Here is a 19,421-nt window from a genome sequence, read left to right on the forward strand (position 1 = left end):
TATTCACCACTCACTTTTATTTTAATCTCTTCCGCAGGCTATTTTATAATCGCAGTATTTACAGATACTGAGTGCTTTTTTTGTTTTTTCTTTTCCGTTTTTATCTGTATAAATAATGTCCTCGGCGGCTTTTATTTTTTTAGGAAGATTATTTAAAACCTCCTTCAGTTCTTCCATTTTCACGACACCTTCAATTTTACCCGGTTTTTCGCTTCCCAAATCCCAAATTACAGTTTTTATATTTTTATCTGGATAGTTTTGTTTGGCCCAAAGAAAATAAAACGTTGTTTGAAAATCATAAATATATTCTTCATTTTCCCCTGCCTTGGAAGAAGTTTTATAGTCTATTAAAATTATTTCATTTTCTTTATAATCAATTCTGTCCACCCTGCAAGCCAGCTCTTTGCCTTCAAAAATAAATTTTTTTGTAGCCTCTGTTTCGTTTTTTGAATATTTCATCTGATCAAAATCTATTTTGCAAAAAGTTTTAATATTATCTTCCCATTTTACCAATACGTCAAAAAGCAGTTTTTTATCGTTTATTCTTTTTGTAATTTCTTTCATTAAAATATCAAAATAATCTTTATCATTTTCCATTTTTAACTTTTTATTTCTAACAATGTCGGCAACCGCTTCATGAAAAATATTTCCAAAAAACTCCTCTTCATCTTTTTCGTTAAATATTCCCAGTATTTTGGAAAAATAATATTTTTTCGGACATTCCACAAGATTTTTCAACTGAGTCGGATATAAAGGATATAATATTTCAAATTCATCTGAATATTTTGTAATTTCTTTTGGTTTGGAATATTTAAAAGCAATTTCCCTGTATTTTTCATCTCCGTTTTTTCCCAAAGAAAATCCAAGCTCATATAAAAACCGGCTTGGCGATTTTTCTTCGTTTTTTACATAACTTATTGCCACTTTTTTTGCACTGTTTATTAATTGATAATAATAATGTTTTTGCAGATTTTCCCTGTCGTTTCTTGTGGGAAGTTTTGCCTGGCGTCTTATAAAAGTATTCAAGAACAGATCACTTTCATTTACCCTGGGTACAATATCTTCATTAAAATCAACTATTATCACCCCGTCAAATTCCATTCCTCTGCTCTCTAACACACCCATAGAGGTAACTTTTCCGCTGTAAACATCATCAATCTTTAAATTTTTAAATCTCTCCAGTACAAAAAACAAAAAGTCTTTTTTATTTTCAAACATATTTTTAAACTTTTCAAGTTTGAAAAGTTCTTCGTCTATAATCTTTAATTCTTTATTGGCAGCGGTTTTTTTTATAAAATCACTCAGCTCTTTTTTTTCAAAAGCCTCAAGGTAATCTTTGCATTTTTTAAAAGCAATATCACTATTTGAAGTTATAAATTCATAAATTGATTTTAATAATATATATAAATTGCTTTTTGTAAAACTCTCCCCCATTGCAAAATTGAGATTTTTATATTCATCAAACAGTTTCAAATATTCGCTGAATTCTTCATCAGGCAAAATTACTGCTATTTTTTCAGGTTCAATTCCCTCATTAACCATTTGAGAAATTTTTGCAAATACAAAATTCACCTGATTTAATCTTTCAGAAAAATAAGCAATTTCAATCTCAGGTGAATTGATTTTTTTATCCAGTTTTTGAAGTTTACTGTTATGAAAATCAAGTTTATAAATATAACCTTCAGGGGCTGCGATTTTTAATGATTTTTCAATCAGTATTTTATTGAATCTGTCTACACTGAAAGTAATTTCAACAGGAATTTTAATTTTTTCCAAAACTTTTAAATCAAACTTGCTAAGATAGCCGTCTAACACCATCTCAATTTTATCAATACCTTCAAGCAGGCCTTTGTTTATTCTAAAATCCTCAATTAAAAACTTATCTGTATATCCGTCTTTTTCAATTAAATTTTTATAATTTTTTCTAATTTCCTTTAAAATTTCCAAATGTTCGGCATAATCTAAATAAACATCGCTTAAAATTACATTATCAATATCCACATCTTCTAAAAACAGCTCGTTAAAAAAAGAAAAAATAAAACTGCTGTCATCAAAAAAATTTATAAATTCCCTGCTTATTCCGAGTTTTTCAATATCTACATTTTTAATTGCTTCAAAAAGATATTTTTTTCTTAAATCCTCATCAATGAATTTTCTACCCTCAACCACAACTATTTTACCTAAAAATTCCCCTAACGTATAAAATTTATCCAGAAACTGATTATCCTTATCTTCAAGCCATTTTCTTATTTGACGCGAGGTTGTGAAAATCTTGAGGTTCATCAATTGCCTTTATATTAATAATTTCTTACAAAATCCAAAAGTTCCCTATTTTTTCTGAATTTTCCCCCGAAATATTCCGTTGTAAATCCGTCCGCATCGCTTAGGGCACCTCTAAGGAATTCGCAGGAATGTTTTATGTTTTTCAGTTTTACATAAACATCCTCTGTTTTAGCCGTATCTGAAATTTCTTTATAGATTGCTTTTGTCAAATCTTCCTGAAGCCAGCCGCGCTGGGCAATAAACCTGACCACTCTTTGAAGTTTTGAAATTCCTAAAACATATTCTTTTGGAATGTAAGAAATTATTACCTTTGCATTATTAAATTTTGTAGAAAACGGGGCAAAATGATGACTGCAGACCGCCGTTAAATCAACTTCTTTTATTATTGGATTTTCAAAATCAGAACTTATTTCATTTGGAAATTTGGCAAGTCTGACGGGTTTATTGAATCTTCCGCCCATTAATTCCCTGTCGTCTTTTGTATCAGTCCCGCTCCACATTTTAATGATTCTTCCTGCCGTCCCAATATTTCCCTCTTTTAAATTTTCAGCGACATTCGGGTCGTTCACATCGATTTTAAGTGCGTCAAAAACCTCTTTTAATTTTTCGGTTGCTATAAGTCTCATCAAATAATGAACATCGTCATTCCAGTCATCGTTAAAATCATACACATTTTCATTTATTTTAAATTTAGGGGTTTTATTGTATATTTCGAGAGCTTTTTCAAAAGGCGTGGATAAATTTTTCGATTCATAAATTTTTTTTATTTTACTAAACAATTTTAAACCTTTTTTATAAATTTAAAAAGCCTTAAAAAGGCTAAAGAGTTTAATGCATACTGCAAGCACTTGGAGCCCCGTTTACTCCGTAAATAGGCTGAATCATTTCATTTCCGGCCATATCTTCCTCTAATACATAATCAATAAATTCAATAAGTTCTTTTGCTGCTTTTTGAAATCTTTTTGCACTTTCACTCTCAGGCCTGTTAATAAGTATAGGTTTCCCCATATCCCCGCCTTCTCTTATTTCCGGCTCAATCGGAATCTGGCCTAAAACTTTGGTATCATAATCTTTTGCTAAAGTAGCGGCCGCACCTTTTCCAAAAATATCATATTCCATTCCGCAGTTCGGACATATAAATCCGCTCATATTTTCAATAACACCTGCAATTGGAATATGAAGCTGTTTAAACATATCAAAACTTCTTTTTGCATCATCAACCGCCACTGTCTGAGGAGTAGTTACCGCTACACCTGCAGTTACAGGAACCTGCTGAGCCATAGTCATTTGAGCATCACCTGTTCCCGGAGGCATATCAATTACCACTATGTCAAGCTCTCCCCATGCCACATCTTCCATAAACTGCTGAAGCGCCTTAACAAGCATTGCACCTCTCCACATTAAAGCCTTTCCTTCCGGAAGCAGATTTGCCATAGACATAAATTCTATTCCGTATACATCAAAAGGTTTAACTTTATTTCCAACAACTTCCGGTTTTCTGTCCTGCATTCCAAGCATTCTTGCAACATTTGGGCCGTAAATATCACCATCGAGTATTCCTACTTTTTTCCCTTCTTTAGCCAAAGCCAAAGCTAAATTTACAGATGTGGTTGTTTTTCCCACACCTCCTTTTCCGGATGAAACCATTACAAAACTTTTGACGCTTGGCATTTTATTAACGCCCCTGCTTGATGTTTCCCTTGGTTTTTTAGGCCTTATTATCTGAGTTGTGGCTTCAATTCCTGCTTCTTTTAAAACCTCAACTGTTGCATCATTAAGTTTTTTTGCTATTTCATCATCGGTTGATGGTATCTGATATGTAATAATTGCTTTTTTATTATCATCACTGACTTCTATATCTTTTACAAATCCAAAATCAACAACCGATTTTTTAAAACCTGGATATACAACTTTTTTTAAAGCTTCTTTAATTTTTTCTTTCACTTCAACTCCTTAAATTATGATTTTTGATTGTTTATATTACTTTTTTTTAATTTTGTCAACCATATTTTACTATCACTACTCACTACTCACTACTCACTAATTACTATTCTCACTCTTTATTTTTTCCATCGCTTCTTTTTTAAACTCGTCCCAGTTAAATTCTCTCATTGCTTCCTGGGTTACTTTGTAAGAGCAAAATTTAGGCCCGCACATAGAACAGAATTCTGCTTCTTTAAATACCTCCTGCGGAAGTGTTTCATCGTGATATTCCCTCGCCCTTTCTGGATCAAGTGCTAATTCAAATTGTTTATTCCAATCAAAATGATATCTTGCATCGCTTATTGCATCGTCTTTTTTCCGTGCATAAGGTATTTTTCTTGCTATATCAGCCGAATGTGCTGCAATTTTATATGCCATCATTCCCTCACGCACATCTTTTTCATTCGGAAGTCCCAAATGTTCTTTTGGGGTTACATAACAGAGCATACTCACCCCATACCATGCAGCCATTGCGGCACCTATTGCACTTCCGATATGGTCATACCCCGCACCGATATCAAGCACAAGCGGCCCCAATACATAAAAAGGTGCTTCGTGGCAGTAAATCTGCTCCAATCTCACATTTCTTTCTATTTCATTAATAGGCACATGCCCGGGACCTTCTATCATAACCTGAACATCTTTATCCCAGGCTTTAAGTGTAAGCTCTCCCAATGTTTTAAGCTCTTCAAGCTGAGCTTCGTCGCTTGCGTCATACAGACATCCGGGTCTTAAACCGTCTCCCAAAGAAAGTGAAACGTCGTATTCACGGCAAATATCGAGTATTTCATCAAAAACGGTATAAAAAGGGTTTTCCTTATGGTGTTTTAACATCCATGATGCGGTTAAACTGCCGCCCCTGCTGACTATTCCCATTTTTCTTTTTGCAATAAGAGGCATATGCCTGAGAAGCAGCCCCGCATGAATGGTAAAATAACTGACCCCCTGCTTAGCCTGTTTTTCAAGCACTCTTAAAATATCATCGTAAGTCAGTTTTTCAACATCACCGATTTCATCAATAATCTGATACATAGGGACAGTTCCGATAGGAACCGGTGAGGCGTTAATAATGGCAACTCTAATTTCATCCATATTTTTAGCCCCCGCCGTCAAATCCATAACGGTATCAGCCCCGTATTTCACGGAAGTTTGAAGTTTTCTCACCTCTTCATTTACATCGCTTGCCAAGGCGCTCGCCCCGATATTTGAATTTACCTTTGTTTTGCTGACTCTTCCTATTGCCATAGGTTTTAAATGCTTATGATTTATATTTGAAGGGATTATCAGCCTTCCTCTTGCCACCTCGCTTCTTATTAATTCGGCGGGAAGATTTTCAATTTCGGCCACATATTCCATCTCTTCAGTTATAATGCCTTTTTTTGCGTAATACATTTGAGTTTTTATTTTATCTTTTTTTCGTTTTTCCAACCATTTTCTTCTCATAAATTTCCTTTATTTTATTTTAAATACTTTTTACAAAAAAAACCTTAAAATAAGCTTAATTTTTCAATTTTTCACTTGAAACTTGGCTTCTTGGCTTCTTGGAACTCACCACTCACTACTCACCATTTACCATTTGTAACATTTTTTTGTATAATTTCGTAACATATTTACAAAAGGAAACATTTGAGTGTTACTTTAATAATTTTAAGCGCAGGCAATTCCACAAGATTTAATTATACCGTAAAAAAACAGTGGATAAGAATTAATTCAAAACCCCTCTGGCTGTTTGTAGCTGAACGGTTAAACAGTTTTTATAATTTTAAAGACACGATTATTACGGCAAATCCTGATGAAATAAGGCTTTATAAAAAACTGAGCGATTATAAAATAGTAAAAGGAGATAAAGAAAGACAGTTAAGCCTTCAAAACGCTTTAAAAGAAGTAAAAACACCTTATGTAATGGTTACGGATGTGGCAAGAGCGTGTATTCCAAAAGAAATTATTTTAAATTTAATAAAAAACAAAGAAAAAGCCGATTGTATAGTGCCTTTTTTAAAACCGGTGGACACTGTTGTATTTGAAAATAAAACAATTGACAGAAACAGCATAAAACTTATTCAAACACCTCAGCTAAGTGTTAGCGAAATTTTAAAAAAGGCGATTCAGTGTGATAAAATATTCACAGACGAAAGAGCTTTGATAGAACATATAGGCGGAAAAATTTTATATATTGACGGAAGTGAAGAAAGCAGAAAAATCACATATTTTAAAGATTTAAATCTTCCATGTCTAAAACCTCCAAAAAAAGTTTTTTTAACAGGAAACGGGTATGATACCCATAAATTTATAAAAAATAAAAAAATGCTGCTTGGAGGAATTCCAATAGACGTAGATTACGGATTAAAAGCCCACAGTGACGGTGATGTGGTAATACATTCGCTTATTGATGCACTCCTTGGAGCTGCCGGATACGGAGATATCGGGGAATTTTTCCCGGACAATGATGAAAAATACAAAAACGCCTCTTCGGTTAATTTGTTAAAAGAAATAATTGAAATTTTAAATAAAACAGGTTTTGAAATTATAAATGCCGATATTTCCATCATAGCCGAAAAGCCGAAACTGCAAAATTATAAAACAAAAATAGCCAAAAATCTCTCAAAACTTTTAAGAGCGCCTGTAAACGTAAAAGCAACTACAAACGAAAAAATGGGATTTACCGGCAGAGGCGAAGGAATAGCCGTTATTTCTACAGCCACATTAACATATAAGGACTGGTATGAAGATTACAATTGTGGAAAATGAATTATACCTGGCTCAAAGTATTCAGAATAATTTAAGCGAAAAATTAAATGCAAAATGTGAAATTTTTGCTTCTTACGACGAAGCGGCAAATTCAAATGCCGATATATTTTTGGTAAACACCAATCTTCAGGGAAATTTAAAAAATTTTATTTCAAACCAGAAAGAAAAAATAATTATTCTTTTAGCCCCTTATGTAACTCATTCAAATGTTACCCAGCCAATTGAACTCGGTGCGGACGATTATATTCAAAAGCCTTTTTCAATAGAAGAGCTTATAAGAAAAATAAACCATTTAAAAGAATTTTATTACCTAAAAAGTAAAACAACATGTTATAGTAATTTTATTGAATATTTACTAAAAGATATTGAAATAACACTTCCCAAAAACATATCTTACCCGCTTCTTATAAAAACAAATTTTATCAGAGCCGTGGATAAAATAGTGTTTGAAATAGCAAAAAAAGAGAATCTTCCCATTAAAATAATTGATTTGAATAAAAGCGATGAAAAAGATTTCTTAAATACTAATACTATTTATTACTGTTTTAATATAGAAAAAAACTGGCAGAATTTACCTAATCTTTTTTTTAAAAGAAAAGTCATTATATCCGTCAGTAAAGATTTTGATAATATTTTGGACGAATTTAATGAATTGGATATCGATTATCCTAAAAAAATCTTTTTAAATGATGAAATTCTTTCCATAGAAGAATATATCAAATTTGTAATTAACAATCACCAGCATAAATTCCCCGATACGGAGCTCAGCAAAAAACTTGGAATAAGCAGAAAAAGTTTATGGGAAAAAAGGAAAAAATATGGCATTTTCAAACAAAAATAAAATTTTTATAGACAAAGAGGCATATTATACACTTGCAATGGTTCAGGCCCGATTGCTATCGCCTATAGATAAATTGATGAATAAAAAAGAAGCCGAAACTACAAATAATGAAAAAAAATATAAAGGGAAATCCGTTCCTTTTTCTTTTATACTCGCACCTGCGGGAAAAAGAAACGAAGAGGTTTTAAAAAATAATCCGAAAAAAATAGAACTTTTTTACAACAACAGAAAAATAGGAGAAATTAACGTTGAAGAAATTTATGAAATTGACCCGCTAAAAAGAGTAGAAATTATTTACGGAAGTAAAGATTATAAAAATTACCCGCAAATAGCAAAAACATTAAAAAGGCTCGGTAAATATGCAATTGCAGGAAAGTTTTGGGTCGAAGATTACGGAATAAAGAAAAAAATAGATTATGTAAAAGAATTTATAAAAAATAAAACAAATGTAGTAGGTATGACCATGCATGCAAAACCTGTTCACAGGGTGCACGAAAAAATAATGCGCCAGGCGATTGAAAGAAATGATTTATTAATAGTCTTTTTAGTAAAAAACATACAAGAAGAAGAGGTGCCTTATAAATTAAGGTTTGATACGTTAAAATATTTGGTGAAAACATACTTTCCAAAAGACAAAATAATAATTATTCCTTTGGTGAACACGTATATATTTTCCGGGGTAAACGAAGCGATACTGGATGCCATAATTGCAAAAAACTTCGGTTGCAATAAATTCATAATGGGCCAGACACACAAAGGACTTGGAATATATTATCAGGCAGACCATTTAAAAAGTATTTTTGATTCTATGAATTTGGAAATAGAAGCAAAAACTATTAACGAATATGTTTATTGTAATGTTTGCAAAACAATTGTAAGCGTAAATTCATGCCCGCACGGAAGTCATCACCATATCAGCTATCACAGTGATTCTATTTTTGAACTCTTGAAAACCGGTCTTATGCCTCCCACTATTCTTATGAGAAAAGAAATCAGCGCCAAATTTTTGGCGAATATGTTTCCAAACAGATTTAAAAACCTTGAAAAACTGTTTTACGACATTTCACCTAATAAAGGGCTTATTGAAGAGAGCAGCGATGAAGATTTTTATATTTCTTTAATGAAACTTTATCAGACAAGTTCACTTACATAATAGTAAATAGTGAATTGTGAGTAGTGAGTTGTAAAAAATAAATTAAAAGGAGTTTAATGAAATTTAATACATTTAAATGGTTTATGTTAACAGGTTTTTTTAGTGGACTTTTGCCAAAAGCGCCGGGAACCTGGGGAAGTTTTGCAGCTACAATTTTAGCGTATATAATAATAAAATTTTTTCCAAATCCTTACATAACAATTTGGCTTTTAATAATATTTTTTAGCATTACAGGAGTTAGATTTACAAACGATTATGAAAAAGCGGGCGGGATACACGATGACAAAAGAATTGTGATTGACGAATTTGCAGGAGTTTTGATTTCAATCGGGATGTTTGGGGATTTAGAAAAAGACACGTTAATTAAATTATTTTTAGCATTTGTTTCTTTTAGGTTATTGGATATAAGCAAGCCTTCCATTATAGGGAAGATAGATAAAAAAGCCCCCGGCGGACTCGGAGTAATGGGAGATGATATTGTCGCCGGAATTTTTGGGGGAATTATGGCTGGAATTTTATATATCGGATATATTAAATTGTTTTAACACTGTTTTTACGGAAAAGCTATAACACCTCTTTGACACTGCTTTTTATGCATATCTTTAGCATTGTCTATAAGTTCATATAAATCTTCCTTAACGGGATTGCCTCTTAAATTAATCCTGATTTCCGTAATAAATCCGTTTTTGCAAACAAGCTGAAATTTTCTTGAATTGCTTTTTCCGAAAACCTGCCCGAATATCCATCTTATTCTTGCCAAAGATACGCTGCTTCCCATATGCATTACAAAAAACTGCTGAATAAATGTTTCATTAAACTGCTGATCTAATTTAATGGCCGTAGTAAAATATGTTTTAGCATCGCTTCCAAAACAGGTTCCATGTTTTTTCCATTCATGCTTTGCAAGAGAAAATTCTGCCCCGGGCATATATTTAATCAAAATTTTCATAAAATTTTTATCCAGATTCATAGGTTTGTAAGAACAATATTCTTTTTTCGGCCAAAGCCCGTGCACACTAAAATGCGTCAGCGAATAATCCCCTCTTTTCCTTGTCAAACACACAGGATTTTTTGGATGAACCCTGCAAAATCCGTTTTGCCAACTGAGTGCCAAAATATTATTTTCAGAAATTGCAAAAAGGGAACTTAAAAATATTAACAGTAAAAATAATTTTTTCACAGGTTTTCCTTTATAAGATTAATTTTTTCAATATCGTCTCTTATTATATATTCAATCCCCTCTGTTCCAAAACCCCTCTCAATTACAAAAATATTGAATTTTTTAATTAAATATTCTATTTTTTTTATTTTATCATAATCAACTTCGAAAGTATATTCAAAAATATCTTTGTATTCAATAATTTTAGCATTTAAAACAGCATTTTTTGCTACGTCGCTGTATGCCCTCGCAAGGTTTCCCACACCGAGCAATATCCCTCCGAAATATCTTATCGTAATAACCCCTACATTTATCAAATCATATCCCTGAAGTACTTTGAGAGTGGGCCTGCCCGCGCTTCCTCTTGGCTCTTTGTCATCATTTGAATGTTCTATAATCTGATTGCTTTTATTTAAATATCTAAAAGCTGTTACAAAATGATTTGCTTTTTTATGGATATTTTTAAGCTCTGCAAGTTTTTTTTCAAATTCATTGTAAGAGACAAGAAAAGAGTGAAATTTTGAATTTTTTATTTCAATGCTTGCCGCACTTAGATTTTTAACAGTATACATTAACTAAAAAGTTTGTTTACACTTTCATTGTATACGATTCTTCTTATCACCTCTGCGAAAAGTTTTGCTGTTGAAAGAATTTTTATTTTTTTACAGGTTTTTTTGAAAGGTATTGTGTCACTTATTATAACTTCATCCAAAACAGAATTTTTTATTCTGTCAATTGCGGGACCGCTAAGTACACCGTGGGTTGCAAAAGCCATTACGGAAACTGCACCTTTTTCCTTAAGTGCTTTTGCGGCATGGCAGATGGTTCCGGCAGTGTCAATCATATCGTCTATTAAAATTACGTCTTTGCCTTTAACATCGCCTATAATATTCATAACTTCGCTTACATTGGCTTTTTCCCTTCTTTTATCAACTATTACCATATCAAGACCCAATTTACTTGCAAAATATCTGGCTCTTGCAACACCGCCTATATCAGGAGAGGCAATTATAGGATTTTTTAAATGTTTTTCTTTAAAATATTCAAAAAAGAGAATACTTCCGTATAAATTATCCACAGGTATATCAAAAAAGCCCTGAATTTGACCAGCATGCAGGTCAATTGTAACAACTCTGTCAATTCCTGCTTTTTCCATCATATTTGCAACAAGCTTTGCACTGATTGGAACCCTAGGAGCGGCTTTTCTGTCCTGTCTCGCATAACCGAAATAAGGGATAATTGCGGTAATACTGTTTGCACTGGCCCTTCTCATGGCATCTGTAATAATAAGAAGTTCCATTAAATTATCATTTGCCGGAGCACATGTCGGCTGAACAATAAAACAGTCAATTCCCCTTACACTTTCACCTATTTGGACATTGATTTCCCCGTCGCTGAATCTGTTAACAGTAATTTTACTGAGCGGCCTGTCTAAATAATCGGCTATATCCTGAGCGACTTTCGGATTGGCTGTTCCGCTGAAAAGTTTAAATTTCATTTTTCTCTCCTTCATTTTGTTATTGAAATGTTACCAAAATTTTTTCCTACATTCACTATTCACCATTCACAACTCACCACTCACTATCTCTTCGCCCCTCTTATCCATCCACCGCCGAGAAGTTTTTCTCCATCATAAAATACACACGCCTGACCTTTTGCAACTCCAATTGCAGGTTCAAGAAATTTAACCACTGCTTTGCTTTTTGTTTCCATCTTTACAACAGAAGGTAATTTTGGGGCTCGGTATCTGACTTTTGAAAGAGCTGCAAATTCATTTTTTTCTACAAATAAATTTACACCTTTTAAAAAAACCACTCTTTTTTCCAAATCCGCTTTATCGCCTACAATCAGTTTGTTCATTTTTGAATCAATGCCGATAACATACTGGGGCTTGTGTGATTTAAATAAATTAAAGCCTTTTCTCTGACCTATGGTATAAAAAGCATAACCCCTGTGGTACCCTATTTTTTTGCCTTTTTTGTCTATCACCGTTCCTTTTTTTTCGGGTTTGAAATGATTTTTAAGAACATCTATATAATTCGTGTCTATAAAACAGATATCCTGAGATTCTTTCTGGGACGCAAATTCATCAAGTCCTATTTCTTTTGCAATTGCTTTTATTTCATCTTTGCTGTAATTTCCCAAAGGAAAAATAAGTTTGGGAAGCACTTCTTTTTTTATACCGAATAAAAAATAACTTTGGTCTTTGTTTTTATCTTTTGCTTCATATAGAAATTTCCCGTCGTTTCTTACATAATGCCCTGTCGCCGCTTTCTCGCATTTATATTTTTCCAAAAATTTCATAAAAATTCCAAATTTTATTTTTATATTACACATAGCACAGGGATTGGGGGTAGAACCTTCTTCATAACTTTTTACAAAATATTCATACACTTCTTTTTTAAATTCTTCCTCCACGTCCTCAACAAAATATTCAAATCCGATTTTTTTAGATAATTTTTCTATTTTTTTTAAATTTTGAGAATGATTGAGTTTATGCATTTTCATATATATGCCGATTACTTCATAACCTTTTTGTTTTAAAAGATAAGCACTTACAGCACTGTCCACCCCTCCACTAATTCCAAGCAATACCCTCATTTTAAATATTCCTTCATAAAAAAAGTATCACAGTCTATATTTGAAAATGCGCTCTCAAGTCTTTGAAAGAGTTTTGGATTTTCTTTTTCCATAACTTTAAGCCAGTTTTTTATTTTTTCCCTTGCATACGGTTCTTTGCCGTCACTTGCTTTAAATGCAAGACAGCTCTCTTCTCCACTGATTATTGGAAAATTATTTTTATTTGCCATATATTCTATCCATTTTTCCCGAACTTTTATCATAGGCCTGATTACATCAAGCCCTGTATAAGCTCTATATTTTGGAGGCATTGAACGCATTATACCGTTATAAAAAAGTCCCATAAAAAAAGTTTCCACCGCATCGTCAAAATGATGCCCTAAAGCCAATTTATTATATCCAAGCTCTTTTGCTTTTGTATAAAGTGCACCTCTTCTCATTCTTGCACAAAAACTACAGGGAGACGACCCGGGACGCTTTTTTTCTTCCAAAATTTCAAAAATAGGTGTTTTATACCAGATATATTCAATTCCGAATTTTTCACAATGCTCTTTCAAAGGGGTATAATCTATTCCACTCCCTGCATCTATAGTAACAGCAGCCAAATCAAAATTAAAAGGTGCAATAAGCTGCATTCTTTTTAACACATGAAGTAATACAAAAGAATCTTTTCCTCCGCTAAATGCCACTAAAACCTTATCGCCCGATTTAATAAGCTCAAACTCCCCCTGAACACGCCCTACAAATTTTGTAACTTTTTTAGAAAAAAATATATCTTTTATGGGATTCACTTAATTTCTTCCCCATTGACAAACAGTTTTGAATTTTTCAAATTTATATTAAGTATAACTTTTCCGCCCTTTTTATTGGCAAGAGCAAAAACAAATGCGCTTTTAGGAAATAAATTCATAAGAACTGTGGCTATTTCTGGCGAACTCTCGTAATAAATATGGGAATTTAAAAAACTTAAATTATTTTCCTCTAAATCTTTTTGCAGATTATTATCAGGTTTTATTTTTAAATCGGCATCAATCAAAAAATATCCCAAATCTTTTTTTGTAACCTCAATATTTTTAATCTTGGAATTTAAATTAATTTCAAATCCTTTTTTTAAAAGTTCAAGTGTCAATTCTTTAGTTATATTGACATCATTTGTATTTGCAATTGAAATTAATGATTTCGTATCTAATTTTGAAATATTTACATTTAACATAAATTGGTTTATATTTAAATAATCGCTTATAAATTTATCAAAAGAAAATTTGCTTATTATATTTGTTTTTTCTTTAAAATCTGTATTAGTAAGGGTATGAATGTTTTCTATTTGAAACCTGTTTTTTCCAAAATTTAAAAACACATTAAAATTATTTTCACTTTTAAAATTGTCTTTTTTATAAAATGAGCTGTTTTTGATATTTTTAATTTCCAACAACACATTTTTCATTTTTAAATACACATCACCAATATTTAATTTATTATTGACAATTTCACTGTATTCAAGAATTCCTTTAATATCTTTAACCCCAGCATTTATGTGGTTAAACGGCAAATTTATATCTTCAAATTTATAAGTATAAACCTTAAAATTAGGAGTAGTTGCAAAAAATTTGATTTTTTTGTCAAATAAAGTGTTTATTTTGGCTTCGTCTGCTTTATCATTTAAATCAATTTTTTCCAAAACACCTTTAAAATTAACTTTTGTAACAGGCAGATTGTTAAATGTTGTTTCCACTTTAAAATATAAATCTTTAATAAAATTATTATTCAGTTTTTTACCAGGAATATCCACCAAAAAAATCCTGTCTGTTTTTAAATATCCGCTTTTATTTTTAATTTCTTTTATTTTTATCCCCTGTTGCTGTTGCAAGCTCAAAAGCATGGTGTCAAATTTTGAATTCATAAGTTTTGAAAAAATAAAAGGCGTTATTGCCATCATTATCAAAAGAGTCAAAAACATTACAACTAATTTATTTTTCATAAAATTCCTTTTTTAATTTTACTTTTTTCACTATGACCGCTTTCAAGGAGCAAATCCCATTTTCCATTTTCCACCATGGCCGTTTTTCAAACGGCCAGGTGAGCTTTATTCGCTTTGTTCATTTTCGCTCATTTTCAATCTTCCATAACTTTCAGCATTTCTATCAAAAATTTGGCGCTAACTTTGCTGCTATCTTCTAAAAATTTATCAAAATCAACCCCGGCACCTTCTTCTGCGCTGTCACTTATGGCCCTTAACATAAAAAAAGGAACATTTTCATTAAAACATACACATCCTACCGCCCCGCCTTCCATTTCAATGGCACTTGCTTTAAATGTTTTGGCAATCCACTCTTTACGCTCACGTGAATGGATAAACTGATCTCCGCTTGCAATAATTCCTTCTTTTAATTTTATATTTAAATTTCTTGCAACTTTTTTAGCAATATTATTTAATTCTTCATCACAGTCAAAAAAAACCTGACTCTCAGGAATAAAACCCGGTTCATAACCAAACACAGTTAAATCAATATCATGCTGGCATGTTTTTGTGGCAATAATTAAATCCCCTATTTTCAAATCCCGTTCAATTACACCTGCAACACCGCTGAAAAGTAAAATTTCGGCATTGAATTTTTCTATTAAAACAGCGGCGGTTAAAGCGGCATTTACTTTGCCTATTTTAGAATAAGCCAAAACCAAATTAATATTTCTAAATTTGGCAATATAAAACTTATTATTTGCGTATTCTACAACTTCTTTTAATTTTAAATATTTTAAAATAGGCTCAAGTTCCTCCCTCATAGCACACATAATAGCTACCATCAGTTTTTCCTTAAAAAATATTTTTGGGTAAAAGTAAGTTTATTGTTTAATTCGCATTCAATCAATTCTTCTTCAAAATATTCCGCTTTTATCTCAATTTCGCCCTTTGGATTAACAACCCTGCTTCCCCCCCAAAATCCAAGACCGTCTTCAAATCCTACACGATTGCAAAAAGCAACATATCCACCGCTTAAAATAGCCATTGTTTTTAAAATACTTTCCCACTGTTCTTCAATTAACAGTTTTTTTTCTTTAAATTCCCTTGCGGGGGAAGCTGAAATTACAATAATTAAATCCGGTTTCTCTTTTGCCACAAAATCAATTGCATCGCCGCTAAATACATCTTCGCATATAAACATAACAGTTTTCCCAAATTTAGTATTAAAATATTTAAAATCATCTCCTCTGAAGAAAAATCTGCCTTCTTCAAACACCCCGTAAGTTGGCAGATATTTTTTATTATGAATTATTAATTCTTTTTCCAAATAAACGGCACTATTATATATTCTGCTGTCTATTTTTAAAGCAGCCCCCAATACCACATCTTTATTAAATTGAAGCCTTTTAAAAAAATCTACATTAAAAGCATCTTCAAGCAGGGCGTCTTTTATTTTATATCCGTTCATACTGAGTTCCGGGAAAATAATTAAATCGGCATCCGTTTTATTTACATATTCAATGTGTTTATTTAAATTATCGGGGCTTAGTTTCGGTTTTATCTGTGCAAGTGCTATTTTCATAACGCCAACACCTTCTCAAGACTCACCATATCTGTAATAGGATATGTTTTTTTCTTTGTAATTTTTCTGTTTATACCCATTAAAACTTTTCCTCCGAATTCTACAAAAAAGTCTGTTTCATCTTCATAATTTTTGATTGACTGTTTATATAAAACAGGCTTTGTAAGCTGAATCGGTAAAACTTCCAACGCTTTTTGTTTAGTATTATATTTTTTTGCAGTTACATTGCTTACAACATCTTTAAATTCATTTTTCAATGATTCTCCCAATAATTCCCTTAAAGGTTCGGTTGCACTTTCAAGCAATGGACAGTGACTTGCCACGCTCATATTAAGAAGCATTACCCTTTTAGCACCTTTTTCTTTTAAAACTCCTTCCAATTGAATTAAATCATCTCTGATTCCGGCTATTACAATTTGACCGTCACTGTTATAATTTGCAGGCCACACCTGTAAGCCTGATTTTTTACATACTTCTTCCACTGCATTGTCATCAAGCCCCAAAACCACCATCATACTCCCGATTTTATCTTTAAAGGCCGCATTCATTAATTTGCCTCTACTGTGCACTAATTTAATGGCATCAGCCAAATTAAAGGCGCCGGCACTGAAAAGTGCACTAAATTCGCCCAATGAATGTCCAAGAGAAAAATTATAAGTAAAATCCCTGTTTTGCTCAAAAAGTTTAAAAGCTATTGCTGAATACAATAAAATTGCCGGCTGGGTGAATTCGGTTTTATTAATTTCATCATTTTCCTCAAACATCAGTTTTTTAAAATCAATTTTTATTGCATCGCTTGCAATTTCAAACATTTCACGGGCTTTTTCTGAATTTTCATAAAAATCTTTTCCCATTCCAATAAACTGGCTGCCCTGTCCCGGGAATAAAAGAGCGAGTTTCATTTCATTCCTTTTTTTATATAATTATAACAAAGTGAAAAGTGAAAAATGAAGGAACTGATTAAATGGAAGTAATATATAAAAATTACTTCAAAGATAAAAATTAACAGCTCAGTGCACGATATAAAAAATAAAAGAAGAATTAATTAAATTAATAAATATTATTTCTCTTACATAATAGCGTCAGACACTAATTAATATAAAAAGAGCGGCAGCCTAATGGCATCCGCATCCTTCCCCACATTCACACGCATTTCCGCCGACCTGACCTGTTAAAGCTTCGTCTGCTGTTGCATCTCTTTTACCTACAACTTTTACGTCAAAATATAAATCTTCTCCCGCTAACGGATGATTATAATCTATTGTAACATTTTGATCGTCGAAATCTTTTACTGTTACCGCAATAGTTTGCCCGTCAGGAGATTGACCGTAAAGTGTCATTCCTTTTTGAAGTTCAATTCCTTCGAATTGTTCTCTTGGAAGAGTTTGAACAGCTTCTTCGTTTCTTTCCCCGTAAGCTTCACCCGCAGGTACAGTTACGCTTTTTTCTTCTCCGGCTTGCATATTTACTATTTCTTTTTCAAGACCAGGAATAATTTGTCCTTTTCCTGCTACAAATTCGAGCGGAGCCTGTCCTTTATTGGTATCAACAACTTCACCTTCTTTATTTTTCACTGTATATTCTATTGAATAAACTTCTGCCATAATGTTCCTTTATTATTTTTAAGCAGTATAACATATTATTTCAATTTTTCCAACTCTTTTTTTGCCAACTTTAAATATTTTGAATTTTTAAAATCATTAATCAGTTTTTCAAATGTAAGCAAAGCCTCTTTTTTCATTCCGAGTTTTTCAAAACTTATACCTGTATGATATAAAAGCTTATCGGTAAAAGAGGTTTTTTTAGGATAAAGGGTTATACTTTTTTTATAAAATGCCAAAGCATCTTTATAATTTTTGTTTTTAAAAGATATTTCACCCAGATAAAAGCTGCTGGTCGCCGGCATATAATTTGAATTCAGTGATATTAAAAACAAATTTTTAGCCTTCTTTAATTTACCTGAAAAATATAATTTTTTTGCTTTTTTATATGCAGCTTTAGGTGAAATATTTTGTTTTTTTATCTGATTTAAAATATCCTGAATAGAAGATGTTAAGTATTTAAAATTCTGATTTTGTATTTTCACTATTTCATTTATACTCTCTTTTAATTTGGAATAATTGTTGTTTAATACAGTAATATTGTTTTCCATACCGCTGATATTGGCCTCAAGATTTGATATACGCTTTTTTATATTAACCATATTGTTATTTAATAAATCTATTTCATCAAGCATTGTCTTGATTGCCTGGGATTTGTCTTTCAAATCGTTAATAGTTTCGTCATATTGGACAAATTTTTGTGTAAATTCGTTTTTTATTTTTTTTAACTCATTTTTTAATGAATTTATATTTTTCAGTACGTTGTTTATTGATTTTTTATTATTTAATATAGCTTTTTCATCAGGTGTTAAACCGTAAGGATTGGGAGAATTTAAATTACCAGCATTAAAAGGGTTAACATCTGCAAATAATAATAACGGAAGTAAAAAAAGAAGTTTTTTCATACAATTCCTTTTTAAAGGAATTGTATCTAAATTATGGAAGATAAGTAAAATTATCCCTTCTGTTTAATCTCCAGCACCATTTGGCATGAGCTGTACATACCGGATTTAATTCACCATAACTTATTACAGTTAATTTTTTAGGATCAACACCAAGTTTTATAAGCGCATTTTTTACACTGTTTGCCCTTTTTAACCCTAAAGCGTAATTATATTCTTCTGTTCCCCATTCGTCACAGTTACCTTCAATTCTTATAGTGTAATTAGATGGATTGCTTTTAATAAGTTCAGCTAATTTTTCCACTTTCGGCCACTGGTCAGCTCTTATATTGTATTTGTCAAAATCAAAATAAATTACTATACCTGAGAGTTTTTTTGCAAATTCTTCATTTGCGTTTTGTGCACTAACTTTTGCTCCTCCCAATGTTTCTTCTTCAACGTTTGCATTTTCGGTATTTACACTCGCATTTTGCTCTGAAGCATTTGCATTTGCATTTACATTTTGTTCTGTTTGCTGTGACTGTGCCCCGGTATTTACATTTTGGGCATTTTCCAAACTCGGCTGTTTAGAACATCCTGCTAAAAACAAAACTGCCGCTGCTACACCTACCAATAATTTTTTTTTCATT

At 32.0% G+C, this 19,421-nt stretch carries 20 protein-coding genes; 4 read left to right on the plus strand and 16 right to left on the minus strand.

Features of this window, described 5'->3' with window-relative positions:
* Positions 1–21 precede the first annotated feature (21 nt).
* The 4 genes from DZ68_RS0102385 to thiC form a co-directional block, all read right to left on the minus strand.
* A complete protein-coding gene (locus DZ68_RS0102385) occupies positions 22–2,283 on the minus strand; it encodes a PD-(D/E)XK nuclease family protein (RefSeq protein WP_024790661.1) in 2,262 nt (753 codons plus the stop codon).
* Positions 2,284–2,297: 14 nt separating this feature from the next.
* Complete coding sequence (locus DZ68_RS0102390; RefSeq protein WP_024787080.1) at positions 2,298–3,062, minus strand: GTP cyclohydrolase I; 765 nt, start codon at positions 3,060–3,062, stop codon at positions 2,298–2,300.
* 49 nt (positions 3,063–3,111) lie between these two features.
* The gene (locus DZ68_RS0102395; RefSeq protein ID WP_024787081.1) at positions 3,112–4,227 is read right to left on the minus strand and encodes a P-loop NTPase; all 1,116 of its coding nucleotides are present in this window, start codon (positions 4,225–4,227) and stop codon (positions 3,112–3,114) included.
* A gap of 96 nt (positions 4,228–4,323) precedes the next feature.
* Positions 4,324–5,709: a phosphomethylpyrimidine synthase ThiC gene (gene thiC, locus DZ68_RS0102400; RefSeq protein ID WP_024787082.1), complete on the minus strand. Its 1,386-nt coding sequence runs from the start codon at positions 5,707–5,709 to the stop codon at positions 4,324–4,326.
* Positions 5,710–5,892: 183 nt separating this feature from the next.
* Between thiC and DZ68_RS0102405 the strand changes: the two genes are divergently transcribed.
* From DZ68_RS0102405 to DZ68_RS0102420, 4 genes are read left to right on the plus strand one after another with little or no spacing between them, the layout of a single operon-like run.
* Positions 5,893–7,014 carry a bifunctional 2-C-methyl-D-erythritol 4-phosphate cytidylyltransferase/2-C-methyl-D-erythritol 2,4-cyclodiphosphate synthase gene (locus tag DZ68_RS0102405; RefSeq protein ID WP_024790662.1) on the plus strand — a complete coding sequence of 374 codons (1,122 nt, stop codon included), beginning with the start codon at positions 5,893–5,895 and terminating at the stop codon, positions 7,012–7,014.
* Positions 6,989–7,855, plus strand: coding sequence for a response regulator (locus DZ68_RS0102410; protein ID WP_024790663.1), 867 nt, complete (start codon positions 6,989–6,991; stop codon positions 7,853–7,855). The genes DZ68_RS0102405 and DZ68_RS0102410 overlap by 26 nt, the downstream gene beginning before the upstream one ends.
* Entirely contained in the window at positions 7,833–9,008 is a 1,176-nt protein-coding gene (locus DZ68_RS0102415) for a sulfate adenylyltransferase (RefSeq protein WP_024790664.1), read from the plus strand. Before DZ68_RS0102410 ends, DZ68_RS0102415 begins: the two co-directional genes overlap by 23 nt.
* 56 nt (positions 9,009–9,064) lie before the next feature.
* A complete protein-coding gene (locus DZ68_RS0102420; protein ID WP_024790665.1) occupies positions 9,065–9,553 on the plus strand; it encodes a phosphatidylglycerophosphatase A in 489 nt (162 codons plus the stop codon).
* An 8-nt stretch (positions 9,554–9,561) separates the two neighbouring features.
* Here DZ68_RS0102420 and DZ68_RS0102425 read toward each other — a convergent pair whose 3' ends face one another.
* The 12 genes from DZ68_RS0102425 to DZ68_RS0102485 all read right to left on the minus strand — a co-directional run bounded on the left by DZ68_RS0102425 (position 9,562) and on the right by DZ68_RS0102485 (position 19,420).
* Positions 9,562–10,188 carry a ribonuclease T gene (locus DZ68_RS0102425; protein ID WP_024790666.1) on the minus strand — a complete coding sequence of 209 codons (627 nt, stop codon included), beginning with the start codon at positions 10,186–10,188 and terminating at the stop codon, positions 9,562–9,564.
* On the minus strand, positions 10,185–10,739 hold the full coding sequence (locus tag DZ68_RS0102430) for a YigZ family protein (protein ID WP_024790667.1): 555 nt from the start codon (positions 10,737–10,739) through the stop codon (positions 10,185–10,187). Before DZ68_RS0102430 ends, DZ68_RS0102425 begins: the two co-directional genes overlap by 4 nt.
* Positions 10,739–11,665, minus strand: a complete 927-nt coding sequence (locus tag DZ68_RS0102435; RefSeq protein WP_024789317.1) for a ribose-phosphate pyrophosphokinase — start codon at positions 11,663–11,665, stop codon at positions 10,739–10,741. Before DZ68_RS0102435 ends, DZ68_RS0102430 begins: the two co-directional genes overlap by 1 nt.
* 83 nt (positions 11,666–11,748) lie before the next feature.
* The gene (gene mnmA / locus DZ68_RS0102440) at positions 11,749–12,768 is read right to left on the minus strand and encodes a tRNA 2-thiouridine(34) synthase MnmA (protein WP_024790668.1); all 1,020 of its coding nucleotides are present in this window, start codon (positions 12,766–12,768) and stop codon (positions 11,749–11,751) included.
* A complete protein-coding gene (locus tag DZ68_RS0102445) occupies positions 12,765–13,538 on the minus strand; it encodes an ATP-binding protein (protein ID WP_084021772.1) in 774 nt (257 codons plus the stop codon). Before DZ68_RS0102445 ends, mnmA begins: the two co-directional genes overlap by 4 nt.
* Positions 13,535–14,725, minus strand: a complete 1,191-nt coding sequence (locus DZ68_RS0102450; RefSeq protein WP_024787092.1) for a hypothetical protein — start codon at positions 14,723–14,725, stop codon at positions 13,535–13,537. Before DZ68_RS0102450 ends, DZ68_RS0102445 begins: the two co-directional genes overlap by 4 nt.
* Positions 14,726–14,859: 134 nt before the next feature.
* Positions 14,860–15,549, minus strand: a complete 690-nt coding sequence (locus DZ68_RS0102460) for a 5'-methylthioadenosine/adenosylhomocysteine nucleosidase (protein ID WP_035908065.1) — start codon at positions 15,547–15,549, stop codon at positions 14,860–14,862.
* A complete protein-coding gene (locus tag DZ68_RS0102465) occupies positions 15,549–16,289 on the minus strand; it encodes a nitrilase-related carbon-nitrogen hydrolase (RefSeq protein ID WP_024787094.1) in 741 nt (246 codons plus the stop codon). Before DZ68_RS0102465 ends, DZ68_RS0102460 begins: the two co-directional genes overlap by 1 nt.
* Positions 16,286–17,191, minus strand: a complete 906-nt coding sequence (gene fabD / locus DZ68_RS0102470) for an ACP S-malonyltransferase (protein ID WP_024787095.1) — start codon at positions 17,189–17,191, stop codon at positions 16,286–16,288. The genes DZ68_RS0102465 and fabD overlap by 4 nt, the downstream gene beginning before the upstream one ends.
* Positions 17,192–17,404: 213 nt before the next feature.
* Positions 17,405–17,893 (minus strand): peptidylprolyl isomerase, encoded by a 489-nt coding sequence (locus DZ68_RS0102475; protein ID WP_024790670.1) that lies wholly within the window; start codon positions 17,891–17,893, stop codon positions 17,405–17,407.
* Positions 17,894–17,928: 35 nt separating this feature from the next.
* Positions 17,929–18,795 (minus strand): tetratricopeptide repeat protein, encoded by an 867-nt coding sequence (locus tag DZ68_RS0102480; protein ID WP_024787097.1) that lies wholly within the window; start codon positions 18,793–18,795, stop codon positions 17,929–17,931.
* A gap of 31 nt (positions 18,796–18,826) precedes the next feature.
* On the minus strand, positions 18,827–19,420 hold the full coding sequence (locus DZ68_RS0102485) for an OmpA family protein (RefSeq protein ID WP_024790671.1): 594 nt from the start codon (positions 19,418–19,420) through the stop codon (positions 18,827–18,829).
* Position 19,421: the final 1 nt, after the last annotated feature.

The sequence above is a fragment of the Lebetimonas sp. JS085 genome (assembly GCF_000523295.1).
Lineage (GTDB): Bacteria > Campylobacterota > Campylobacteria > Campylobacterales > Nautiliaceae > Lebetimonas.